The sequence below is a fragment of the Nocardia barduliensis genome, from assembly GCF_013315795.1.
Taxonomy (GTDB): Bacteria; Actinomycetota; Actinomycetes; order Mycobacteriales; family Mycobacteriaceae; genus Nocardia; species Nocardia barduliensis.
This window is the reverse complement of the sequence record NZ_JABLTE010000013.1, coordinates 64,558-87,709: the sequence shown is the minus strand read 5'-3', so window position 1 is coordinate 87,709 and position 23,152 is coordinate 64,558. Positions and strand designations below refer to the sequence as shown.

25 protein-coding genes are annotated in these 23,152 nt (G+C 68.1%); 18 read left to right on the top strand and 7 right to left on the bottom strand.

Annotated features, from left to right (window positions below):
• The first annotated feature begins 20 nt into the window (after nucleotides 1–20).
• The 8 genes from HOV91_RS08720 to HOV91_RS08685 all read left to right on the top strand — a co-directional run bounded on the left by HOV91_RS08720 (nucleotide 21) and on the right by HOV91_RS08685 (nucleotide 6,236).
• Nucleotides 21–896: a CoA transferase subunit A gene (locus HOV91_RS08720; RefSeq protein WP_174184917.1), complete on the top strand. Its 876-nt coding sequence runs from the start codon at nucleotides 21–23 to the stop codon at nucleotides 894–896.
• Nucleotides 896–1,654: a CoA-transferase subunit beta gene (locus HOV91_RS08715; protein ID WP_174184916.1), complete on the top strand. Its 759-nt coding sequence runs from the start codon at nucleotides 896–898 to the stop codon at nucleotides 1,652–1,654. Before HOV91_RS08720 ends, HOV91_RS08715 begins: the two co-directional genes overlap by 1 nt.
• Nucleotides 1,651–2,745, top strand: coding sequence for an NAD(P)H-dependent flavin oxidoreductase (locus HOV91_RS08710; RefSeq protein ID WP_174184915.1), 1,095 nt, complete (start codon nucleotides 1,651–1,653; stop codon nucleotides 2,743–2,745). Before HOV91_RS08715 ends, HOV91_RS08710 begins: the two co-directional genes overlap by 4 nt.
• A gap of 373 nt (nucleotides 2,746–3,118) precedes the next feature.
• Nucleotides 3,119–3,583 carry a YbhB/YbcL family Raf kinase inhibitor-like protein gene (locus HOV91_RS08705; RefSeq protein ID WP_174184914.1) on the top strand — a complete coding sequence of 155 codons (465 nt, stop codon included), beginning with the start codon at nucleotides 3,119–3,121 and terminating at the stop codon, nucleotides 3,581–3,583.
• A 241-nt stretch (nucleotides 3,584–3,824) separates the two neighbouring features.
• Nucleotides 3,825–4,148 carry a WXG100 family type VII secretion target gene (locus HOV91_RS08700; RefSeq protein ID WP_174184913.1) on the top strand — a complete coding sequence of 108 codons (324 nt, stop codon included), beginning with the start codon at nucleotides 3,825–3,827 and terminating at the stop codon, nucleotides 4,146–4,148.
• The gene (locus HOV91_RS08695) at nucleotides 4,145–4,438 is read left to right on the top strand and encodes a WXG100 family type VII secretion target (protein WP_174184912.1); all 294 of its coding nucleotides are present in this window, start codon (nucleotides 4,145–4,147) and stop codon (nucleotides 4,436–4,438) included. Before HOV91_RS08700 ends, HOV91_RS08695 begins: the two co-directional genes overlap by 4 nt.
• A gap of 6 nt (nucleotides 4,439–4,444) precedes the next feature.
• A complete protein-coding gene (locus HOV91_RS08690) occupies nucleotides 4,445–5,920 on the top strand; it encodes an ADP-ribosyltransferase family protein (protein WP_174184911.1) in 1,476 nt (491 codons plus the stop codon).
• A gap of 13 nt (nucleotides 5,921–5,933) precedes the next feature.
• Nucleotides 5,934–6,236 carry a hypothetical protein gene (locus HOV91_RS08685; protein WP_174184910.1) on the top strand — a complete coding sequence of 101 codons (303 nt, stop codon included), beginning with the start codon at nucleotides 5,934–5,936 and terminating at the stop codon, nucleotides 6,234–6,236.
• Nucleotides 6,237–6,440: 204 nt separating this feature from the next.
• On the opposite strand, the gene HOV91_RS08680 is transcribed toward HOV91_RS08685, so the two are convergent.
• A complete protein-coding gene (locus HOV91_RS08680) occupies nucleotides 6,441–6,917 on the bottom strand; it encodes a MarR family winged helix-turn-helix transcriptional regulator (RefSeq protein WP_312884525.1) in 477 nt (158 codons plus the stop codon).
• A 104-nt stretch (nucleotides 6,918–7,021) separates the two neighbouring features.
• Between HOV91_RS08680 and HOV91_RS08675 the strand changes: the two genes are divergently transcribed.
• On the top strand, nucleotides 7,022–7,393 hold the full coding sequence (locus tag HOV91_RS08675) for a VOC family protein (RefSeq protein WP_174184908.1): 372 nt from the start codon (nucleotides 7,022–7,024) through the stop codon (nucleotides 7,391–7,393).
• 360 nt (nucleotides 7,394–7,753) lie between these two features.
• On the opposite strand, the gene HOV91_RS08670 is transcribed toward HOV91_RS08675, so the two are convergent.
• Nucleotides 7,754–8,566, bottom strand: a complete 813-nt coding sequence (locus HOV91_RS08670; RefSeq protein WP_246349929.1) for an alpha/beta fold hydrolase — start codon at nucleotides 8,564–8,566, stop codon at nucleotides 7,754–7,756.
• Between the two features lie 431 nt (nucleotides 8,567–8,997).
• On the opposite strand from HOV91_RS08670, the gene HOV91_RS08665 reads away from it, so the two are divergent.
• The 4 genes from HOV91_RS08665 to HOV91_RS08650 are packed head-to-tail and all read left to right on the top strand — an operon-like array spanning nucleotide 8,998 to nucleotide 12,069.
• Nucleotides 8,998–9,609, top strand: coding sequence for a DUF3558 domain-containing protein (locus tag HOV91_RS08665; protein ID WP_174184907.1), 612 nt, complete (start codon nucleotides 8,998–9,000; stop codon nucleotides 9,607–9,609).
• Nucleotides 9,610–9,618: 9 nt separating this feature from the next.
• Nucleotides 9,619–9,999, top strand: coding sequence for a hypothetical protein (locus tag HOV91_RS08660; protein WP_174184906.1), 381 nt, complete (start codon nucleotides 9,619–9,621; stop codon nucleotides 9,997–9,999).
• Nucleotides 9,996–11,297, top strand: coding sequence for a hypothetical protein (locus HOV91_RS08655; protein ID WP_174184905.1), 1,302 nt, complete (start codon nucleotides 9,996–9,998; stop codon nucleotides 11,295–11,297). Before HOV91_RS08660 ends, HOV91_RS08655 begins: the two co-directional genes overlap by 4 nt.
• Complete coding sequence (locus HOV91_RS08650; RefSeq protein WP_174184904.1) at nucleotides 11,290–12,069, top strand: ESX secretion-associated protein EspG; 780 nt, start codon at nucleotides 11,290–11,292, stop codon at nucleotides 12,067–12,069. Before HOV91_RS08655 ends, HOV91_RS08650 begins: the two co-directional genes overlap by 8 nt.
• Before the next feature lie 182 nt (nucleotides 12,070–12,251).
• Here HOV91_RS08650 and HOV91_RS08645 read toward each other — a convergent pair whose 3' ends face one another.
• The 5 genes from HOV91_RS08645 to HOV91_RS08625 form a co-directional block, all read right to left on the bottom strand.
• Nucleotides 12,252–13,406, bottom strand: a complete 1,155-nt coding sequence (locus HOV91_RS08645) for an acetyl-CoA C-acetyltransferase (RefSeq protein ID WP_174184942.1) — start codon at nucleotides 13,404–13,406, stop codon at nucleotides 12,252–12,254.
• 49 nt (nucleotides 13,407–13,455) lie between these two features.
• A complete protein-coding gene (locus HOV91_RS08640; RefSeq protein WP_217439949.1) occupies nucleotides 13,456–14,013 on the bottom strand; it encodes a TetR/AcrR family transcriptional regulator in 558 nt (185 codons plus the stop codon).
• 96 nt (nucleotides 14,014–14,109) lie between these two features.
• Nucleotides 14,110–14,838, bottom strand: a complete 729-nt coding sequence (locus HOV91_RS08635) for a hypothetical protein (protein ID WP_174184902.1) — start codon at nucleotides 14,836–14,838, stop codon at nucleotides 14,110–14,112.
• A 243-nt stretch (nucleotides 14,839–15,081) separates the two neighbouring features.
• Complete coding sequence (locus HOV91_RS08630; protein ID WP_174184901.1) at nucleotides 15,082–15,879, bottom strand: SDR family oxidoreductase; 798 nt, start codon at nucleotides 15,877–15,879, stop codon at nucleotides 15,082–15,084.
• A complete protein-coding gene (locus HOV91_RS08625; RefSeq protein ID WP_174184900.1) occupies nucleotides 15,876–17,093 on the bottom strand; it encodes an acyl-CoA dehydrogenase family protein in 1,218 nt (405 codons plus the stop codon). Before HOV91_RS08625 ends, HOV91_RS08630 begins: the two co-directional genes overlap by 4 nt.
• Before the next feature lie 75 nt (nucleotides 17,094–17,168).
• Between HOV91_RS08625 and HOV91_RS08620 the strand changes: the two genes are divergently transcribed.
• The 5 genes from HOV91_RS08620 (at nucleotide 17,169) to HOV91_RS08600 (ending at nucleotide 22,992) form a co-directional block, all read left to right on the top strand.
• Nucleotides 17,169–18,722: a FadD3 family acyl-CoA ligase gene (locus HOV91_RS08620; protein ID WP_312884524.1), complete on the top strand. Its 1,554-nt coding sequence runs from the start codon at nucleotides 17,169–17,171 to the stop codon at nucleotides 18,720–18,722.
• Nucleotides 18,722–19,627, top strand: coding sequence for an enoyl-CoA hydratase (locus HOV91_RS08615; protein WP_174184899.1), 906 nt, complete (start codon nucleotides 18,722–18,724; stop codon nucleotides 19,625–19,627). Before HOV91_RS08620 ends, HOV91_RS08615 begins: the two co-directional genes overlap by 1 nt.
• Nucleotides 19,627–20,769, top strand: coding sequence for an acyl-CoA dehydrogenase family protein (locus HOV91_RS08610; RefSeq protein WP_174184898.1), 1,143 nt, complete (start codon nucleotides 19,627–19,629; stop codon nucleotides 20,767–20,769). Before HOV91_RS08615 ends, HOV91_RS08610 begins: the two co-directional genes overlap by 1 nt.
• Nucleotides 20,766–21,797, top strand: a complete 1,032-nt coding sequence (locus HOV91_RS08605; RefSeq protein ID WP_174184897.1) for an acyl-CoA dehydrogenase family protein — start codon at nucleotides 20,766–20,768, stop codon at nucleotides 21,795–21,797. Before HOV91_RS08610 ends, HOV91_RS08605 begins: the two co-directional genes overlap by 4 nt.
• A 139-nt stretch (nucleotides 21,798–21,936) precedes the next feature.
• Complete coding sequence (locus HOV91_RS08600; protein WP_174184896.1) at nucleotides 21,937–22,992, top strand: acyl-CoA dehydrogenase family protein; 1,056 nt, start codon at nucleotides 21,937–21,939, stop codon at nucleotides 22,990–22,992.
• The last annotated feature ends 160 nt before the right edge of the window (nucleotides 22,993–23,152 follow it).

The window sequence follows — 23,152 nt, the reverse complement described above, 5'->3', positions numbered from 1 at the left end:
AACAGGAGAGGAAACACCCCATGCGAGACAAGCGGATGTCGCTCGACGAGGTCGTCGGCGAGCTGCGCAGCGGGATGACCATCGGCATCGGCGGCTGGGGGTCGCGACGCAAGCCGATGGCGCTGGTGCGGGCCATCCTGCGTTCGGACATCACGGACCTGACCGTGGTCAGCTACGGCGGCCCGGACCTCGGGCTGCTGTGCTCGGCGGGCAAGGTGCGCAAGGCGTACTACGGTTTCGTGTCGTTGGATTCGGCGCCGTTCTACGACCCGTGGTTCGCCCACGCGCGCACGTCGGGCGCACTGGCCGCCCGCGAGATGGACGAGGGCATGCTCAAATGCGGACTGGAAGCGGCCGCGGCGCGACTGCCGTTCCTGCCGATCCGCGCCGGGCTCGGCTCCGACGTGCCGAATTTCTGGGAAGGCGAGCTGAAGACGATCGAATCGCCCTACCCCGTCGACGGCACGCCCGAGACCCTGATCGCCATGCCCGCGCTGAATCTCGACGCGGCACTCGTGCACCTGAACCTCGGCGACGCGCACGGCAACGCCGCCTACACCGGCGTCGACCCGTACTTCGACGACCTGTTCTGCCTCGCCGCGCAGCGCCGCTACGTCTCCGTGGAGCGCGTGGTGGAGACCGACGAACTGGTGAAAACCGTTCCGCTGCAAGCGTTGCTGCTCAACCGCATGATGGTGGACGGCGTGGTCGAGGCCCCCGGCGGCGCGCATTTCACCCTGGCCGGCGACGACTACGGCCGCGACGAGAAGTTCCAGAAGCACTACGTGGCAGCGGCGAAGACGCCGGAGACGTGGCAGCGGTTCGTCGACACCTACCTGACCGGTTCCGAGCAGCAGTATCAGGCCGCTGTCCGCCGATTCGCCGAGGAGGCGTGATGACCAGCACCGAGACGATCACCCGCGCCGAGATCTGCGCGGTCGCCTGCGCGGAGATCTTCAGCGGCGCGGGGGAGATCATGGCCAGCCCGATGTCGCCGATGTCGATCATCGGCGCGCGCCTGGCCAAGCTCACCACCGAGCCCGACCTGCTGCTGTCCGACGGTGAGGCGCTGCTGTTCGCCGAGACTCCCCCGCTCGGTGGCAAAGCGCCCATCGAGGGCTGGATTCCGTTCCGGAAGGTCTTCGACGTGGTGGCCTCCGGGCGGCGGCACGTGGTGATGGGGGCCAATCAGATCGACCGGTTCGGCAACCAGAACCTCTCGGCGTTCGGCCCGTTGCAGCAGCCGACCCGGCAGATGTTCGGTGTGCGTGGCGCGCCGGGCAATACGATCAACCACGCCACCAGTTACTGGGTCGCGCGGCACACGAAGCGCGTGTTCACCGACGGCGTCGACATCGTCTCCGGTGTCGGATACGACAAGGTCGACGCCGCCAACCCCGCCTACCGCTTCCACCATCTGCATCGCGTGGTGACCAACCTGGGCGTCTTCGACTTCGATGGCCCGGACAACACCATGCGCGCCCGTAGTCTGCATCCCGGCGTCACCGCCGAGGAAGTCGCCGAGAACACCTCGTTCGAGATCGCCGGTCTCGCCGAGGCGGGTGAGACGCGCCAGCCCACCGCCGAGGAGCTGCGGCTGATCCGGGAGGTGCTCGACCCCAAGAAGATTCGCGAAACCGAGGTCCCGTCATGAGCCAGCGCTTACGCACCGCGCTGACCGATCTGGTCGGCATCGAACACCCGATCGTGCAAACCGGCATGGGCTGGGTCGCGGGCCCGAGCTTGGTCTCGGCCACCGCAGAGGCGGGTGGCCTCGGCATTCTCGCCTCGGCCACCATGACCTTCGCGGAGCTGGAAGCGGCCATCGCGAAGACCAAGGCGCACACCGCGAAACCGTTCGGCGTGAACATCCGCGCCGACGCCGCGGACGCCCCGGAGCGGATCGATCTGCTGATCCGGGAGAAGGTGGCGGTCGCGTCGTTCGCGCTGGCGCCCAAACAGGACCTGATCGCCAAGTTGAAAGACGCAGGCGTGGTGGTGATCCCGTCCATCGGCGCGGCCAAGCACGCGGTCAAAGTCGCGTCCTGGGGCGCGGACGCGGTGATCGTGCAGGGCGGCGAGGGCGGCGGGCACACCGGCCCGGTGGCCACCACCCTGCTGCTGCCCTCCGTGCTGGACGCGGTGAACATCCCCGTGGTCGCGGCGGGCGGGTTCTTCGACGGGCGTGGCCTGGCCGCCGCCCTTGCCTACGGCGCGGCGGGCGTCGCGATGGGTACCCGGTTCCTGCTCACCCAGGAAAGCACCGTTCCCGACGCCGTCAAGCAGGAGTATCTGCGGCGGCAGCTCCAGGACACGGTGGTGTCGCTCAAGGTCGACGGCATGCCCCACCGCGTGCTGAACACCGAACTGGTGCAGCGGCTGGAGCATTCGGGCCGCTGGCGCGGCCTCGCCGCCGCGGTCGGCAACGCCGCACGGTTCAAGAGCATGACGGGCATGAAGTGGTCCACCATGGTTCGCGACGGCTTGGCCATGCGAAAAGCCAAGGACCTCAGCTGGTCTCAGGTCGTGATGGCCGCGAACACGCCGATGCTGCTGCGCGCCGGATTGGTCGAGGGCAATACCGAGGCGGGCGTGCTCGCCGCGGGACAGGTCACCGGCATCATCGACGACCTGCCCACGTGCGAGGAGCTGATCGAGCGGATCGTCACCGAGGCGGTGGCGCGGATCGAGACGATCGCTGCGCTCACCGGGGACAGGTCGTCGGCGGTCGCGGGGTCCGACTGAGCGGTGGTGATGGGGCCGACTGAGGATTGGCGGCCGCGATAGGCGGCCGCCGTTCTCCCCATCGGCATCCCCACCGGCATCGGCATCGGCACCGCGCATCGGCACTACGCACCGGCACCGGCACCGGCACCGGCACCGGCACCGGCACCGGAGATGGGCTACACAGTGCGGCGGCCTCGCAGGGACCCTGCCGGTATCTGCGCGTTCGCGGTCGAGCCTGGTTGCCCGGACGTCAGCGGCTTACGCTGGACTGATAACGACATACCGGGTTCGCCTGGTATCCGCCGCCGTCGTGCGCCGGGCTCGTCCGCAGGACCGGGACAGGCGAATCGCTGGACTCGACCACTGTCCCTCGACCCGAGCGGAGGCCGCGATGCCCGCGACGACCGAGATCTCGGTGCGTAGTACCGCTTTCAACCATGGCGATCCGATCCCGACGGTCTACACCTGCAACGGCAGGAACCAGCCACCGCCCCTGACCTGGACGGCCCCACCCACAGCCACCAAACTCGCACTGATCGTGGACGACCCGGACGCCCCCAGCGGCCTGTTCACCCACTGGGTGGTCAGCAATATCCCGCCGACCACCACCTCCACCGAGGAAGGGCAAACACCGGCGGGCGGAGTCGTCAGCCTGAACAGCGCCAACCGAGCCGAATACTTCGGCCCGTGCCCACCCGCAGGCACCGGCGTCCACCACTACCGATTCATCGTGTACGCGCTCTCGGGTCCCGTACCGGTGGACACGGACACCCCACCGGACGAGGCGCGATCCGCGATAGTCGACGCGAGCCTCGGCGACGGACAACTGGTCGGCACCTACACCACCGACCGGTGAAAGTCCTGAAACTGGCGCCGCACCGGACTTACGAATTTCGACATCCATCAACGGTTTTCGACTCGATGCTGCTGTTCTGCGCGTCGTAGCACAGCTCGGTCACCGTACGATCGAAAGCTGTTGCGGGCTCGACCTATGCCGCGAGACCATCCCGAATGGAACCGACAAGCGCGTCGGTACGTCCAAGAGGACAAGATCGCCGATGTAAGAACGCATGGCGTATCTCGCAGAAAGGGGCTGTATGACCGACACCGCAGGCGCCGACTCCGATTTCGCGATCGTCCCGGCCGAAGTGTCCGATGCGGGCCGCTACGTCCAGCAGGCCGCGCAAACGCTCATCAACGGCATCCGTTCGGCCGATACGGAGGTGGCCGGACTCATGGCGACATGGCGCGGCCCCGCCGCCGACGCCTACTCCACGGCATGGGATGAGGCGCGCCGTGGTGCGGTGCGCGTCCTCGAAGCGCTGGACGGCATGGGCGATCTACTCGGCGTCTCGGTCGATGCCATGGTGTCGGTCGACGTCGACCGCGCCGCGGCAACTTCCTCACTGGAGTTGCCATGACGGCGGCATTCGGTGTGGATCTGGCGCACCTGGACGCCGTAACCGCGCGCATCGGCGGATTGGTCGGATTCACCGAGGACACCTTCACCGGAGTCGAGCAGCGAGTAGCCGCGCTGCATCGCACATGGACCGGCGCCGCTGCGGCCGCACATGCCGAGGCGCACCGGGATTGGGCCGAAGGTGCGGCCGACGTGCGCGACGGCATCGCCGCGATGCGTGCCGCTGCCGCAGCAGCACATGCCGCCTACAGCGAGGCGATCAGTACCAACATGCGAATGCTGGAGAGTTGAGCCGGCATGACCGTGATGGATGTCGACCCGCGAACGTACTATTCGACAGCGACCAGATTGCAGGAAGTCGCGACCAACTGGTTTTCCGCGATCGACGGACGTTTCGGCGCCCTGTCGAATTGTTCCGGCATGGCGGGAAGCTACACCGAGGCCCGGGAATGGGCCGACGCTTACGACAACGGTGCCGCTGAGCTCCTGCGGCAGACCACGCTCATCGCCGAAGCGGCGGGAAATTTCGCCTCCGTCCTCCAAACGGTGGGCTACAACTACGCGGTAGCCGATTTCACGGCGACGATCAACGCGGGCGGTTCCGGCCCGGAGAAACCTGCCCCGTTTCCTCCAGCTGTATACCTGTGCCGCGTTCCACTGCCCAGCGCGGGCGGGCCGGGAAATGGGTTGGTATCGGATTCGGTCGAGCTTATCGAGAAGATCGGCGTCATCGTCCCGGATGGGGATACCGACAAGTTGCAGGCCGTAGCGGATGCTTGGAAGCAGATTCAAAGCGATCCGGCGGTGGCCGGTTTCTCGGACGCGCTCGATCAGATCGCGAAGGAAATCGGTCAGAACACCGCCCCGGAAATCTTACTCATCGTCGAGAACTTGAACACTCTGCGGGATTCTGCGAACGAAGCTATTGCCGCTTTCGGCGAGTTCTCCACGGCGTGCCTGGACCATAAGGCCGACTTGAAAGAGTTGCGGGACAAGCTCCTCGTTCTGCTACAGGACCTCGGTAAACAAATCGCCGCAGAAGTCGGAATAACGATTGCGCTGGCAGTGGCCGCGTCGGTGATTACGGCCGGTCTCGGCGCGGCACTGGGCGCCGCGCGGGTCACCCAGATCATCGCGCGCTGCTCGGCACCTATTCGCGCACTGGTCGACGGGTGGAAGATCGCACGAAAGCTCAAGCCGTTCAGCGCCAACCGACTCGGCGGCCTGGCGCAGAAGGAGAAAGAGCTACAGCGGCTCAAGCGGATGGGCCAGCAGGCGGCAACACCGACGCGGCCTGCCTCCCTCTCGCGTGCCGAGGTGGACGCGATCGCCGATTACTCCGGCTCGGGTCACCAGTACGCGAATCTTCCATTGCGGGCCGGGCGGCCCCTCACCCCGGAGCAGCAGCGCTATGTCGACACACTGAACTCCGCGTTGGACAAACTGCCCAACCATCAAGGCCCGGTCACCCGCATTACCAATATGGAGCCCGAAGAGCTCGACAAGTACTACGCGGCATACCGCAGAAACGGAAATGTAACAGAGGATGCATTCACCAGCACATCACCGTTGAAAGACGGCGGCGGCGTTCGAGAGGGAAGTGTCGAATTCCGCTATTTCTCGCAGACCGGTAAAGACATAACGCAGCATTCGGCACCGGGCAACCCAGAAGTTCTTTTCAAGGCGGGCACCACTTTCAAGCCCACCTACATCGGAACCGACTGGACGACCGGCCGGACAGTCATCCGCATGATCGAAGTAGTGCCGAAGTAGACAGGAGAACATCATGGATCATGAGCATGAGCATGATACGTTCCGAGCGTTCGGGAAGACTTTCAGTCCTGGCAGTCCCGACGATATTCCTCCGGACGTGAGGGCCGCCGCAGAATCAGCGTTCGCGGAATTCGACGCGCGGCCCCCGCAAGTGAACTGGGACGATCTGCCTGAGCGATTCAAAGATGATCTAGCCGGTACCGAGAAGGATGAGTGGTATCAGCAATCGAAAACCGAGGAGGCCCGCGACCGGCGCGAAGCGGAATGGTTGCACAAAAAGGCGGAATGGGAGCAGCGCCAGCAGGAGCATCCGTAGGCTAGGTGCGTTCGAGCGTCTCGCCATTAGCTACTGGCCGACCCGATGCCAGCCGTGCCACCGTGCTGGGACAGCTTGTCGCGGAGAGGTTTCCACCCGCTCAGCGCGCGTCTGAGGAGCTGGCGATCGGTGCCGCACGAATCAACGTTTCTTCGGGAGCCTAATTTGTCTCAGCGGCAGTCGATTACGCCGTGATGGCCGGGTTCAGGTGTTCGCCTCGTCGGCCAGGCGTTGCAGGTAGGTGGCGAAGCGGCGGCGGTCGGATTCGTCCCAGGTGGCCGTGAGCTGGTCGAAGCAGTTGCGCTGCCAGTCGCGGGATGCGGTGAGCAGTTGGCTGCCGGCTCCGGTGAGATGGAGGACCACGCGGCGGCGGTCGTGTGCGGAGTCGGCGCGGGCGAGGTAGCCCGCCGCCACGGCGTCGCGGACCATTCGGCTGGCTCCGGAGTGGTCGAGGCCGAGTTGCGTGGCGACGGTGCCGACGGTCGCTTCCTCGGCGGTGTGCTGCGTGGCCGCGACCGCTTCGATGACTTGGACGTGCTGGATTCGGCGCTGGTCACCGCCGGATTCCGCCGGTACGCCGGTCAGCGCCTGACCGACCCAGCGGCGCGACCAGAATCGGACCAGCCGGAACAGCGCGGGTCCGCCGTCCGCCTCCGGGATATCGGCGCTGGAGCGGTTCACGGCCAGCCAACCTACCAGTACTCGTCTCGGTGCACAGCTCGACAATACATGCGATGCGCATATAGATTGCATGCGTATCGCATACAAATCGAGTGGAGGCAGCAATGCCCATCGTCCTGAATCACACGATCGTGCCTGCGGCCGACAAGCAGGCGGCGGCGAGCTTTTTCGCCGAGTTGCTGGGTCTGGAGGTCGCGGCCTCGGCGGGGCCGTTCGCACCGGTGCGTGTCAACGACGACCTGACCTTCGACTTCGATCAACGCGGACGAGTCGAGCCGGGCCACTACGCGTTCCTGGTCGATGACGGCATCTTCGACGCGGTGCTGCGTCGCTTGATGAGTTGGCCCGATGTCGATTACGGATCCGGCCCGGAAAACGGCTGGGACCGGCGGACCAACCACCTCGGCGGAGGACGGGGGGTCTATGTCCGCGACCCCAACGGACACAGTTACGAGTTGTTCACCGCCGCGCCGTGAGCAGACTCTTACGTCACCTATGGTGAAGCGTTTCTCAGATCAACGGCGCGCGGGACCATACCGGCAGGTCATAGCGCTAGCCCTCCGGGACCGGACAGAGCATCAGCCCTGTCCGGTCTCCCGGTGCGCATAATCCTGGGCTCACGCCGGTGTCTGGCCCCGGCCCGATCCATCAGGCGGCGTCGAGGGCTGCCGTGATCTTGCGGGTCATCTCGGCCATGGCGGGGCTGGGCCGGTCTCGGCGGATCCGGCCGGCTTCGAGGGCGACGAGGACGGTCCTGGTCGGTCAGGGTGAGGGACATGGTGATGTGCTCCTTGAAATCTGCTGTTCGGAAATCGAGCGGATGAAGGCAGTCGGGGTCAACCCTCTCGGGCCATCGCGGTTTCCCGGACGATCTCGGCGACGGCTCGGAAATCCTTGCGCAAGATATGCGAGTGATTGCTCGCGACCTTCGCGCCCACCTGGATGTTCGCGTTGCGGGCGAGCACCGGATCGAGCGAGGCCCGCACCTGCTCCATCTCATCCTCGCCTCCACCGAGGTTGGCTCCCGTGGCCAGGACGTACCGCACCGGGCAGCTCACCCGGTCGAGGACCGGCGCGATAGCGGCGTTGATCTCGTTGACCTCGATGTTGACCTCGGCGTGCTGGTCGGCGCTCATCCGCGCGGCCAGACCCAGCGGGCGCGCCAGCGGCAGCAGCAAACGCATCCGGTGGAACAGCTTCCGGATCCGCTCACGACCCTCCTCGCCGGTCAGGCCGTACGGCATAGCGCCGTCCACGCACACCACAGCGGCGACGCGGTCCGGATTCCGATCTGCCCAGTGCACCGCGGTCGCCGCACCGTAGGACCAGCCCACGAGAATCGGCCGCCGCACGCCCCTCGCCGCCAGGACGGCATCGACATCGCGCAAGCACGCCTCGAAGGAGTAGTCGGCCGAGCGCTTCGATTTGCCGCGAGCGCGCTCGTCGAAGGTGATGTGCCGGTAGTCGCTACCGAGTTCGGCGATGACGTGCCGCCAGTGCGACTGGTCGGCGTACGCGCCGTTCAAATAGACGATGGGACGACCGGCGCCACCGGTGTCGGTCACGGCCAGGGCCGTGTCGTCGACCGGCACCATGCCCGTCCAGGGCGCGTTGTTCGCTGTGGTGATCATGTTCGCTGCGTTGTTCATGCGAATACTGTCGCCAGACCGGCTGATACCGGCCTGATACTGACCTGACACATGCACTGACACGGTGTTCGACCTGGTCACAGTCCGTGGTGCGTGCGGGCGGCGAGATCGCGCTCCCCTCACCCACCGACAAGTGCGCCCGCTTCCGCCACTGGATCGAGCCGCCGCGCGGCGCATACCCCCAGGGGCAGTTGATCGTCGCCTTCATCCGCTACCTGACCCTGGAGCCTCGACGCGAGCCTTACGCGAGCCGCCCGCACTGAGGGCGTAAGACCATCACCGTCGCACACGATCGTGGCAGTTGAAACGCGTTGCACATCTTCACAATCGGGATGGAGTGATCAACACCGAGTTTATTGCACCGGTGGGGACCGGGCAGTAGCGTCGATCCCAGCTTGCAGGGGGCGGAGAAGCCGGTCCGGCCCCCGTCGATGCGTTACGGCACCGGCGGTGAGGAACCGATGACGAGCTGGGGGAAGGTTCTGCGCGGTGCCGCGCTCGCGTTCGCTGCCACTTCTGTTGTCGTCGGATGCGATGACGCCACGGATACGCCGACGACAACGATGACCACTGTCGTGGCCTCACCGTCCTCATCGGCTTCGAGGTCGGCCGACTCCGAAGCCACTTTGTGGGATCCGTGCACGCTGCCGGAATCAGCAATCTCCGGCACCGGTCTCAATCAGGCGACCAAGGAGAGAGATGTAGCCGGGGTGGACTTCACCGGGTGGAAGGTATGTGGCTGGCAGGCCGCAGCGCGATGGTACGACCTCGGCATCCTGTCCGGAGTCTTCGCTTTGGACGAAGTTCGTCAACGTCAGGACAAGGAATCGTTTACTCCGTTGAAGGTCGGCCCGCACCGGGCCCTGCAGTATCTGGATGTCGGGGATAGCAAGCGACTCAAATGCAGCGTCGCGGTCGAGAACCCTCACGGAACAGTAATTTTCAAGGTGACGACGCGCTACTCGATTGGAAGACAAGGCGATCCGTGTCAGGAGGCAGGTCGTCACGCCGACGACCTGGTGCGGTACCTGCCCACGAGCTGAGGAGGGGCGATGGTCATAGGGGTCGATCCAGCGGAATGGCGCAGGCTGCTGGACCAAGCCAACGCTGGTGAGTTGATGCTGCATCCGGATGTCGGCCGAGGTCTGGATACAGCATGCGACAACTACCTCGATCGTCTAGACGGCATTATGCGGATGACCGACCGAATCATCGAGGTCACCGGGTTCGGCCCGTTTCCGTCGGGGGTTGTGCTGCAGGAGAAGTTCAGGCTGAAGTCGAGCGGAACCGACCAATCCTTGGACGCCGTCCTCATGCAACACATCGACGCCGTGAAGATCGCGAAACAAGTTGTCGCCAAAGCCATTGCGAACTTCGTAGAGCTGGATCGGACGAGAGCCGATCAGTTCACCGGTTTGGACCCCCAACCATGACCTACGAGGAGTATCGCGACCGGATCATCGCCGCGCAGGAGCAGTGGAATCGGGAGCGCGACACGATCTACGACTTCACCGATCGGTTGGGCACGTCGTTTCAGGGAGAGTACGAGCCGCCGCGGATTCCGGGGCCGGACAACTACGACAGCATGACGTTGGCGCAGATGGTCGACGCGGTGAACGCGATGCGGCCGGGGACGGTGCGGGAGGCGTCCGAGGCGTGGTTGAACATCGGGATGAACCTGACCGGCGCGATTCAGGCGTTCAACGAGCAGTTCGGCCGCACGGTGACCGGGGACGGCACCAATCCGGGCTGGACGGGGCAATCCGGCAAGGCGGCCGCCGACGCGGTCACGAACTACCGGAACCAGTCGGGGAATCTGGCCGATGCCGCGGCCCTCGTGAGCTTCAAACTGTCCGAGATGCATACCGGCCTCGAGCAGACGCAGGCGTTGATGCCGCAGGCCACCGAACGCCCGGACCTGCTGGGTAAAACCTTGCCCCAAGACGGCGTCATGAAGGCGGGCGATTACACCGAAGAGGAAGCCACGCAGGAGGCGCGGCGGATCCTGCGCACGGTGTACGGGCAAGTCGCCTATCAGACCGACCATGGCGTGCCCGTCCTTCCCACTGCCCCGCAGATCGTGGCGGATGCCGGGCCACAGCCAAGTACGTCGTCACCTGGTACCGCGAATTCTTCTGGACCACAGGCGACCCCTGAGTCCACCAACCCGGAAGGCGCGCAACCGGAGTCCACCGAACAATCCGACGGCGACCCGCAGCGATCGCCCGGGACCGACCCCGCCGCCACCACACCGCAAGCGGTCACCCCGGCGGGCATGGATCAGCCGACCAGCGTGCAGCCGACCACTTCCACCGCGCCGTCGACCACACCGAACAGCACCAATACACCGAGTCCGGCCCTCACCACCGCCGCTCCGACGACACCGGGCCGTCCCGGTGTGACGAGCCCGAACGGTCCCGGCCGTCTCGGCACTCCAGGCACCCCGCACACCACCGGAACTCCCGCCCCGGGCCGCAATATCCCGGTCGGTCCGCAGCAGCCGAGTGCGGTGCCCGCCGCCACCGCCACGGCCAGCCCGGCGGCTCGAACCGGCACGGCTGGCACGTCCGGCATCGCCCCGGGAACGGGGGCTCGCGGCAAAGACGATGAGCACGAGACCTCCGGCGTCAAGGATTACCTCGTCAATCAGCACAACGGCGAGGAACTCACCGGTCTGGACTTTTTGCCGAAATCGGTTCCTCCGGTCATCGGGGACAACCCGAATGGCTGACTGGCGATTCACCGGACAGGAATTCGAGATCCTCTGGGCCGCCTATGGTCGCGACCGCCTGCCCTACCCGCTGCAATACCGGCCGGAAGAGATGGACTTCGCCGACCTGAAGCGTCAGCGTGAGGAAGCGGTCGACGCGCTACTGGGTCGATACGCTGTCGACCTGGAACGGGCGCTCGACGTATTGCTGGAGCCGGAGGTTCGTGTCGAGTCCAAAGGAATGGGCGGCCCGGACATGTCGATCGTCTTCCGTTTCCACGGGGCCGTGCGCGGGCAGATCGGCGCCACCCTGGTCCAGCTTCCCGGTACAGCGCCGGACACCGGCGGTGACGTGATCGTGAGTTACTGCGCCGCCCGACGAGTCGCCGCGAAGGCGGTAGCCGCGCTGCCCAAGATGCCGGCGGGCAACCACCCGCCGATCGAAGTGCGCCGCGAAGAGGTGACCGCCGACCGGGAACGGCATGTCCGCAAGCCGTACGAGATCGGCATCGTCGCGCAGCTGGACCGGGTCTTCAAACGCGAACGACTCGGCCTGGGCGAGATCACGGTGCTCGCGGGCCCGGCCGTCGATGCCCGCCCGGGCTTCGGGCGCGGCTTCTGGTGGATGGACTACGCGGACGGCCGCTACTACGTCAAGACCGGCGACCCCATCATCGCCAAGCCTCTCGAACCCGCCGCCATGGCAGCCGAGATCAACCGCCTCGCCGTCCTGACCCAGCGCTATTACCGCGAAGACCGCGAACACGACGAGTATCTGCGCTCCCAGCGATAGCCTCGCCGCACCGAACGGTCGCGTCACGGCGGAATGTCGAGCTTGTCACGACGGCGCTCGAGCGGGGCGAGCCCGAGGAACGCGGTCCGACGAACTCGCCTCGCGCCGCCGAACCGACGATGTGCGCACCCGAGCGGCACGTCAGGCGACTCGTTTTTCGCCGACGTGCCGCTCGCCGCGACTCAGTGGGGCAGACGCTCGATGATGGTCGCGTTGGCCGTGCCGCCACCCTCGCAGATGGTGAGCAGGCCGTAGCGGCCCTCGATCCGCTCGAGTTCGTTGAGCAAGGTCGCGAAAAGCTTCGCGCCGGTAGCCCCGAGCGGGTGGCCCAGCGCGATCGCGCCGCCGTTGACGTTGACGCGCTCCGGGTCGGCCCCGGTCTCCTTCAGCCAGGCCAGCACCACCGGCGCGAACGCCTCGTTGATCTCGATGACGTCCATGTCGTCGATGGTGAGACCGGTTTTCTCCAGCGCCCACCTGGTGGCCGGAATGGGGGCGGTGAGCATGAAGATCGGGTCCGCGCCGCGCGCGCTCACGTGGTGGATGCGCGCTCGCGGGGTCAAGCCGTATTCCTGCACCGCCCACTCCGAAGCGAGCAGGGTGGCGCTGGCCCCGTCGGAGATCTGACTGGCCACCGCGGCGGTGAGCGGGCTGCCCTCGGCCAGCGGCGGCAGCGACGCCATCTTCTCCAGGCTGGTCTCGCGCGGTCCCTGGTCGATCCCGAAGTCGCCGACCGGCACGATCTCGTTGTCGAAGCGGCCGTTCTTGATCGCGTCGCGGGCCCGCTCGTGGCTGCGCAGCGCCCAGCGCTCCATCTCTTCCCTGCTGATACCCCACTTCTCGGCGATCAGCTGGGCCGCGCGGAACTGCGTCACCTCACCGGTGCCGTAGCGGTGGTCCCAGCCCTGGGCGCCGACGAACGGGGTCTCGAAGCCGTATTCCCGGCCCGCGAACATGGCCGCGGAGATCGGGATCGCGCTCATGTTCTGCACGCCGCCCGCGACGATCACCTCGGCGGTGCCGCTCATGATGGCCTGCGCGCCGAAATTGATGGCCTGCTGGCTGGATCCGCACTGCCGGTCGACCGTGACGCCGGGAACCTCTTCGGGGTATCCGGCGGTGAGCCACATGGTGCGGCCGATGTTGCCCGCCTGCGGGCCGACGTTGTCGACGCAACCGACGATGACGTCGTCCACGATGCCAGGGTCGATCGGGCTGCGGTCCAGGAGGCCGCGCAGTGCGGCCGCACCCAGGTCGGCCGGGTGCACGCCCGCCAGCGCACCGCCGCGCTTGCCGACCGGGGTGCGTACCGCATCGATCACGTAGGCGTCCCGCAGCGGGGCATACGGACGGCGGGACGTGGAAGGTGCTGACATGTAAGGACTCCTACGTGGTGCGCTCGGGGACGGTGAGCCCGTCGAGCACGATGGTCAGGTACTGCTTGGCGAGGTTCTCGACGGTGATGGAGCCACCCGGCTGGTACCACCGCACCGCCACCCACACCGTGTCGCGCAGGAACCGGTAGGCCAGTTCGACGTCGAGTTCCGCACGGAAGCTGCCGTCCTGGACGCCGTTGGTGAGCACCCGGTGCCACAGCTCGCGGAATTCGCGGTTGTAGTCGGCGATATAGGTGAAGCGTTCCGAGGCGCGCAGCCGCTTCGCCTCGGCCTGGTAGATCGCCACCGCGGCGTGCGACCGGTCGAACGACTCGTAGGACGCGAGCACCAAGGCTTCCAGCGTGTCTCGCGAACTCAGACCGGAGGCGACGATCTCGCGGTAGCGGCCGAACAGGTCGTCGAGGAATCCGCGCAGGATCTCGTCCACCATCGACTCTTTGGAGTCGAAGTGGTGATAGAGGCTGCCCGAGAGGATTCCGGCCGCGTCGGCGATGTCACGCACTGTGGTGGCGCGCAATCCCCGCTCGGCGAACAATTCGGCCGCCATGGCGAGCAACTCGCTGCGCCGTGCTGATTTAGAGGCGTCTGGTGCGGTCACACGGCCATCATACAACCAAGCATTTGCTTGGTCGAGTGGCCTCGCTCAACGGGCCGAGTAGCGCAGCGGCGAGGAGACCGAGAGGTCGGCGAGCAGACGATCACAGATGACGACGGGCGAGACCCCCGCCCGCGCCATCCGCGCGACGAGCGCGAGACGACGTTCGCAGCTGTCCCACTCGACGGTGAGCTGACCGCGGTCCGGGCCCGCGTCCACGGTGGCCATCACCCGCGGCGGCCCGCCCCGCACCGGTTCCTCGATCAGCTTGAGCACCATGCCGCGCTGCCAGGCGTGGTAGGTGTCCATATCGGCGCCGATCACCAGTTTGTCGGTGGCCGCGCACAGCCCCTGGGCGATCTCGTCGGCGAAAGTCACCCGGTCGAAGCGGAATTTCCGGCATTTCGCCACCACCGCGAGCAGGTCGGCGCGTACCTCGCACAGCAGAGCCGTTCGGCGCTGCCTGCGCCGCTCCTGTTCGGCGTCGGCGCCATCGGCACCCAGGCCGATGCGGCGGGCGCGCTCGCGGTCGCGTGCCAGATCGGCCCGTAGCGCGCCGCGCGGGTCGCGGGCGACCTCGCCCTCGTCGACGGCGTGCTGCTCGAGGATGCGCACGGCGGCCGTGGCGACCGTGCGTACGGAGGTGTGCTCGATGAGCTCGGCGCCGAGGGTCAGCGCCGAGAGGACGAGGCTGTCCAGCCGTCGCCGAGCCAGCACGACTTCGCGCACGACGTCGAGTTCCAGTTGTTCGCGGGCAGGTGGGCGATCCAGGCCCATAGCCATCGCCCCCTCGGAGAGCGCCGATCAGATCTCATCCAGCATGGCACACCTCGGCGCCCTCCTGCTCGCGCTTTTTCAGCTGATCAGCCGCCCATTTCGCGGGGTGCACGCGATGCGAGAAGGCGATCGCAATACGGCGTGCGAGGTCGGTCTCGAAGATCCGGACGAGCGGCTGCTCGGCGGTCGCCGGGTGGGCTCGTGCGCCCGCGGCGAAGCGGACGATCCCGGAAGCGGTGCGGCTCAGGCGCGCTGGCTGCTGATCGAGACCACCTCGCCGGTCAGGTAGGTGGTGTAGTCGCTGGCCAGCATCGCGATCGTCGCGGCGACCTCCCACGGCTCGGCCGCGCGGCCGAACGCCTCCCGCTCCGAGAGCCGGTCCAGCAACTCGGTCGAACTGACCTTGTCCAGGAACGCGTGCCTGGCGATGCTGGGAGCCACCGCGTTGACCCGGACGCCGAATTCGGCGGCCTCGACCGCACTGCACCTGGTCAGGGCCATCACGCCGGCCTTGGCGGCGGCATAGTGCGCCTGGCCGTACTGCGCGCGCCAGCCGAGCACGCTGGCGTTGTTCACGATGACGCCGCCGTGGCCCGCCTCGCGGAAATAGCCGAGCGCGGCGCGGGTGCAGCGGAAGGTGCCGTTGAGGGTGATGTCGAGGACGCGGTCCCACTGCTCGTCGGTCATGTCGACCACGGGCGTCTCGCCGCCGAGCCCGGCGTTGTTCACCATGACATCGATCCGCCCGACGGCCTCGGCAGCGCCGCGCACGAGGGCGTTCACCTGTTCGGTGCTCTGCACGTCGCACGCGATCGAGGCGACCCGCCGGTCCGGGAACTCGGCGGCCAGCTCGGTCGCGGTCTCCGCCAGCCGTCGTTCGTGCCAGTCGGAGACCACCACGTCCGCGCCCTCGGCCAGCAGCCTGCGCGCGGTGGCCGAGCCGATGCCGGTGCCCGCAGCCGCAGTGATCACGGCGGTGCGCCCGGTCAGCAGGCCGTGCCCGGCGACGGGCTCGGGGGCGACCGACAGCGGGCCGGTCATGGGCGAGCCTCGCGCGGCAGGCCGAGCACGCGCTCGGCGATGATGTTGCGCTGCACTTCGTTCGAACCTCCATAGATGGTGTCGGCGCGGGTGAACAGATACAGCCGCTGCCATTCGTCGAGATCGTCCTCGCCCGCCACCAGGCCCCGGGCGCCGAGCACCGCCATCGCCAGTTCGCCGAGCCCGCGATGCCAGTTGGCCCACAGCAGCTTCGCCACCGAGGCCTGGCCCGCTCCGTCGTCCACGCCCGCGCCCTCCATCGTGCGCATGGCGTGCGCGCGCAGTACGCGCAGCCCGACCCAGGCGCGGTCGATCCGGTCGGCGATCAGCGGGTCGTCGGCCGCGCCGATGCGGCGGGCCAGCGCCTCGATGTCGGCCAGCTCGCGGGCGAACCGGATCTGCTGGCCCAGGGTGGAGATGCCGCGCTCGAAGGTGAGCGTGCCCATGGCGATGCGCCACCCGTCACCCGGCTCGCCGACCACCAGGTCGGCCGCGGTGCGGGCATCGTCGAAGAAGACCTCGTTGAATTCCGACGTGCCGGTCAGCTGGATGATCGGGCGCACGTCGATGCCCGGCTGCTTCATCGGGACCAGCAGGTAGGACAGGCCCTTGTGCCGTGCGGAGCCGCGCTCGGTGCGGGCAACGACGAAGCACCAGTCCGCGACGTGCGCCAGGGAGGTCCAGATCTTCTGCCCGTTGATCGACCACTCGTCGCCGTCCAGGTGCGCGGCGGTGGTGATGGCGGCCAGGTCGGAGCCCGCGCCGGGTTCGGAGTAACCCTGGCACCACAGTTCGCCGACATTGCGGATGCCGGGCAGGAACCGGTCCTTCTGGGCTTGCGTGCCGAAGGCGAGCAAGGTCGGGCCGAGCAGTTCCTCACCGACGTGCGACACCCGCGCGGGCGCGTTGGCCTTGGCGTATTCCTCGTGGAAGATCACCTGCTGGCGCACCGTGGCCGCGCGGCCGCCGTACTCCTTCGGCCAGCCCAGGCAGGTCCAGCCCGCCGCGGCCAGGTGCCGGTCCCAGGCCAGGCGCTCGTCGAAGGCCTCGTGTTCGCGGCCGGGACCGCCGAGGCCGCGCAACTCGCGGAATTCGCCGTTGAGGTTCTCCTCCAGCCAATCGCGCACGTCGGCGGCGAATCGCTCGTCCTGCGCGGCGGAAAACCGCCCGTCCGGAGCGGCGGTGTCGGATTCTGAGGTCTGGATCGCACCCACGCCGGTAGGATAACCTACCAAGCACTTGCTTTGTAGAGCACTCGCATAAGTGACTCGCCGACGGTAAGGAAAACCGTGACAACCCCTGCACAGACGACACCGATGGCACTGCACCATGCCGCTCGGACCTTCGGCGACGCCCCCGCGATAGCCGACGGCGAGGTCCGGCTGGACTGGGCCGGGCTGCTCGAGGCGGTCCAGGAAGTGGCGCGGGCGCTCATCGCGCGCGGCGTGCGGACCGGCGACCGCGTGGCCATGTGGGCGCCCAATACCCACCACTGGGTGATCGCCGCGCTGGCCGCGCACTACGCGGGCGCGGCGCTGGTACCGCTGAACACCCGCTACGTGGCCGACGAGGCCGCCGACGTGCTGGGCCGGGTGCACGCGAAGGCGCTGTTCATCGCGGGTCCGTTCCTCGGTCGCGACCGGCTCGCCGAACTGCGCACGGCCGCGCCGGATCTGGCCATCGACACGGTGGTGGTGATCCCGGCCGAGCCGGGCACGGAGAACACCGACATCGCCGCGCTGGACTGGTCGGAACTGGCGACCGTCGCCGCCGGGGTGACCGTGGCGGACGCCGAGGAACGCGCCGAGTCGGTGCGCCCGGACGACCTGTCGGACATCCTGTTCACCTCCGGCACCACCGGCCGCAGCAAAGGCACCCTGGTCGCGCACCGGCAGGCGCTGTCGGTGGTGCGCGCCTGGGCCGAGTGCGCCACGCTGCGCGGTGACGACCGGTACCTGGTGGTGAACCCGTTCTTCCACAACTTCGGTTACAAAGCGGGCATCCTCGCCTGCCTGGTCACCGGGGCCACGATCATCCCGCAGGCCACCTTCGACGTGCCGGAGACGATGCGGCTGATCGGCGCGCAGCAGGTCACCGTGCTGCCCGGCCCGCCGACCATCTACCAGACCATCCTGGACTTCCCCCGCCGCGCCGAGTTCGACCTGAGCTCGCTGCGGGTGGCCGTCACCGGCGCGGCGACGGTGCCGGTGGTGCTGATCGAGCGGATGCGCTCGGAACTTGCCTTCGACGTCGTGATCACCGCGTACGGCCTGTCCGAGAGCGCGGGTTTCGGCACCATGTGCCGCGTCGAGGACGACGCCGAGACCATCGCGAACACCTGCGGCAGGCCGATCGCGGACTTCGAACTGCGCATCGGCGAGGCGGGCGAGGTCCTGCTGCGCGGACCGAACGTGATGCTCGGGTACCTGGACGATCCGGACAGCACCGCGGAGGCGATCGACGCCGACGGCTGGCTGCACACCGGCGATATCGGCACGGTCGACGACCGTGGCTACCTGAAGATCACCGACCGGCTCAAGGACATGTACATCTGCGGCGGCTTCAACGTCTATCCCGCCGAGGTCGAACAGGCGCTGGCCCGGCTGGACGGCGTGGCCGAGTCGGCGGTGATCGGCGTGCCCGACACCAGGATGGGCGAGGTGGGCAAGGCGTACGTGGTGCGCAAGCCCGGCTCGGCCCTCACCGAGGAGCAGGTGCTCGCCCACGCGGGCACCGTGCTGGCCAACTTCAAGGTGCCGCGCTTCGTCGAGTTCCGCGATCAGCTGCCCTACAGCGCCGCCGGGAAAGTGCTCAAGCGTCAACTACGTGAGGAGAAGTCGTAATGTCGGAACCGGCAACCCCGGACCAGGGTCCGGCGATCCCGGACGAGGGTGAGGTCGTCACCTACGAGCGGCGCGGGCGCGTCGCGATCGTCACGCTGAACCGGCCGGACTACCGCAACGCGCAGAACTCGGTGATGACCTACGCGCTCGACGCGGCCTTCGAGCGGGCTGTGGAGGACCCCGAGGTCGGGGTGATCGTGCTGGCAGGCAACGGGAAACACTTCAGCGCCGGGCACGACATCGGCACGCCAGGCCGCGACCACCACGTGCGATACCAGAACAAGGCCGCGCTGTGGTGGGACCACGTGGACCGGGCCGGGGGCGATCAGCGCTTCGCCCGGGAGCTCGAGGTCTACCTCGGAATGTGCAGGCGCTGGCGGGAGATTCCCAAGCCGACCATCGCGATGGTGCAGGGCGCCTGCATCGCGGGCGGGCTCATGCTGGCCTGGGTGTGTGATCTGATCATCGCCTCCGACGACGCGTTCTTCTCCGATCCGGTGGTGCGCATGGGCATTCCGGGCGTCGAGTACTTCGCGCACCCGTGGGTGATGGGTCCGCGCGCGGCCAAGGAGTTCCTGTTCACCGGCGACCGGTTCGGCGCCGCGCAGGCCAAGGAATGGGGCATGGTCAACCGGGTGGTGCCGCGCGCCGAATTGGAGGCCGAGACGCTGGCGCTGGCCGAGAAGATCGCCACCATGCCGCAATTCGGTCTCGCGCTGACGAAGAAGGCGGTCAACCAGGCCGAGGACCTGATGGGCATGCGGTCGGGCATGGACTCCGTCTTCGGCCTGCATCACTTCGCGCACGCGCACAACGCCGAAGTCGGCGCCGACTCGCTGGGCGGCATGAACGCCAAGTCGATGAAGGCTTCGGCGAGCACCGCAGAACAGAACGGAACGACGTAGTGGATCTGGATCTCGACCAGGCGACCCAGGAATTCCAGCGGGAGGTCCGCGAATTCCTGGCCGCGAACAAACCGGCGAAACCGCTGCCCTCGATGGACACGAAAGCGGGATTCGAAGCGCACCGCGCGTGGGAGCGCACTCTCGCCGACGCCCGGCTCTCGGTGGTCTCCTGGCCGGAGGAGTTCGGCGGGCGCGACGCCGCGCTGCTGGAATGGGTGCTGTTCGAGCAGGAGTACTACGCGGCGGGCGCGCCGGGCCGGGTCAGCCAGAACGGCATATTCCTGCTGGCGCCGACGCTGTTCGAACACGGCACGCCCGAACAGCTGGAACGGATCATGCCGCGGATGGCGCGCGGCGACGACATCTGGGCGCAGGCGTGGTCGGAGCCGGAAGCGGGCAGCGACCTGGCCGGGATCCGTTCGACCGCGCGGCGCACCAGCGGCGGTTGGGTGCTCAGCGGCCAGAAGACGTGGAGTTCGCGCGCCGCCTTCGCCGACTGGGCCTTCGGCCTGTTCCGCAGCGACCCCGAGGCCGAGCGGCACAAGGGCCTCACCTACGTGATGTTCCCCTTGACCGCCGACGGCGTGTCGGTGCGCCCGATCCCGCAGCTGGACGGTGAACCCGGCTTCGCCGAGATCTTCCTCGACGACGTGTTCGTGCCCGACCGCGACGTGATCGGCGCGCCCGGCGAGGGCTGGCGGGTGGCGATGAGCACCTCCAGCAACGAGCGCGGCCTCTCGCTGCGCAGTCCCGGCCGGTTCAGCGCCACCGCGCAGCGGCTGATCGATTTGTGGCGCGAGACCGGCGAGGAGGCCAACACCACGCAGCGCGACGCGGTGGTGGACGCCTGGATCGGCAGCGAGGCATACCGGCTGCACACCTTCGGCACGGTCACCCGGTTGAACGAGGGCGGCAAGCTGGGCGCGGAATCCTCGATCACCAAGGTGTTCTGGTCCGAACTCGACATCGCCATGCACGAGACCGCGCTCGAGGTGCTCGGCGCGTCGGCGGAACGTTCCGGGCCGTGGACCGACGGATACCTGTTCGCCCTGTCCGGCCCGATCTACGCGGGCACCAACGAGATCCAGCGCAACATCATCGCCGAGCGGCTGCTCGGACTACCGAGAGGAAGCAGCCGATGAGATTCGCGCTCAGCCCCGAACAACTCGACTTCGGCGCCAGCCTGCGCAAACTGCTGGAGGCGGGGCGCGCACCCGCCGCCGTGCGCGCGTGGGCATCGGGCGACAGCGGGCCCGGTCGCGCGCTGATCCGGCAGCTGGCCGAGGCCGGTGTGCTCGGCCTGGCCGTCGCCGAGCAGCACGGCGGCATCGGCGCGGAGCCGATCGATCTGGTCGTGGCGTTCCAGGAAATCGGCCGGGCAGCCGTGCCGGGACCGCTGGTGGAGACCGCCGCGGCGCTTCCGGCGCTGCTGCAAGCGCTCCCGGAGCAAGAACCGGCCGCGCGGTGGCTGCCGGGCTTCGCGGAGGGCGCGACGCTGGGCACCGTCGCCTTCGCCTCGCCCGGCCTCGGCGGCGTCGCGCTGGACGCCGACACCGCCGAGGTGGTCCTGCTGGCCGACGCGAACCAGCTGGCCACCGGACACCGCGCCGGTCTGGTGCGCTCGGTCGATCCCGCACGCCGCCTGTTCGCGGTCACGGCGGGCGAGAGCGTCGCCGAGGGCGAGCAGGTCCGCGCGGCCGCGGCCGCGGGATTCGACGCCGGCGCGCTGGCCTGCGCGGCCCAACTACTCGGTGCGGGCCGGGCGCTGCTGCACGCGTCGACGGAATATGCCAAGCAGCGCAAGCAGTTCGGCAAGCCGATCGGTGAGTTCCAGGCCGTGAAGCAGAAGCTCGCGGACGTGTTGATCGCACTGGATCTGGCCGAGCCACTGCTGTACCGGGCGGCGCTGACCATGACCGGCCCCACCCGTGGCCGGGATGTCTCGGCGGCGGTGATCGCCTGCGGCGACGCGGCTTATCGGGCTGCCCGCGCCGCCCTCCAGGTGCACGGCGCGATCGGCTACACCGCCGAATACGACCTGTCGCTGTGGTTGACCAAGGTGACCGCACTGCGCTCGGCGTGGGGCACGCCGGATCTGCACCGCTCCCGGATCGCGGCGGCGCTGCGCGAGGACACCGACCGGGATCGCGCCGATCGAGGCATCGCATGAGCGGTCAGGCCCGGAGGCGGCAGCGCAGCATGACCACCACGGAGGGCCCCGCTCACGCCCAATACGCGCACAGCATGAGCGGCCGGTCCCCGAGGCGGCAGCGCAGCGTGACCACCCGCTCATGCGCGAAAGGACACCGATGAGCACCGCCGAACATCAGGAATTCCTCGCGTCGGTCCGGGCGCTGCTGACCAAGCACGCCGGGTCGGCGGCCGTGCGGGCGGCGATGGACACCGAACTCGGCTACGACCCGGCGCTGTGGCGGCTGCTCTGCGAGCAGATCGGCGTCGCCGCGCTGGCCATTCCCGAGGAGTACGGCGGCTTCGGTGCGAGCCTGGTCGAATCCTTGCTGGTGGTCGGCGAATTGGGCCGCACACTCGCCGGGGTGCCGATGCTCGGCTCCGCCGTCCTCGGCGGACAGGCCGTGCTGCTGTCCGGTGACGCGCAGGCGTGCGCGCGGCTGCTGCCCGAAGTGGCGGAGGGTACCCGCACGATCGCGGTCTGCTGGGCGGGCGAGCGCGGCTGGGACGAACCGGGCGTGCACGAGACGGACGGCGCGCTCACCGGAACCGCGCATTACGTGCTCGACGGGATGTCGGCGGACACCTTCGTCGTGGTCACCCGGACCGGCCTCTTCGAGATCGAGCCCACCGCACCTGGCGTCACCCGGCGATCCACGCCCACCATGGACCCCACCCGCAGATTGGCCGAAGTCGGCTTCAGCGGCGTGCCCGCACGACGGCTCGGCTCGGGCGACCCGGCGGCGACGGTAGTGCGGCTGCGCGAGATCGCGTGGACCGCGCTGGCCGCCGAGCAGGTCGGCGCGGCGGACCGCTGCCTCGAGATGACGGTGGACTACGCCAAGTCCCGCGTGCAGTTCGGCCGGGTGATCGGCAGCTTCCAGGCACTCAAGCACCGCATGGCGGACATGTACGTGCTGCTGGAATCGGCCCGGTCCGCGTCCGTCGCGGCCACCGCGGCGGTGGCGGCGCACCGTCCGTCGGCCGCCGAGGACGTCTGGGTCGCCAGGGTGCACTGCTCGGAAGCGCTCACCGCGATCGCGGCCGAGACCGTCCAGCTGCACGGCGGCATCGCGATCACCTGGGAACATGACGCGCACCTGTTCTTCAAGCGCGCCCACGGGGACGCACAGCTGTTCGGCTCCGCGCACCGCCCGGCGACGCAGCCCGCGTGAGCCGGGGCAGCGGCGCACCGCGCTGATCGGCGGTGCGCCCTGTCCGGAAACCGCCGGTGGCCGGATACGATGAACTATGATGTGATACGCGCCACATTTTGCATGGTCGGGGGTGCGTTTTCGAGTGGCACCGCAGGTCGGGATCGGTGCCGTAGCGAGT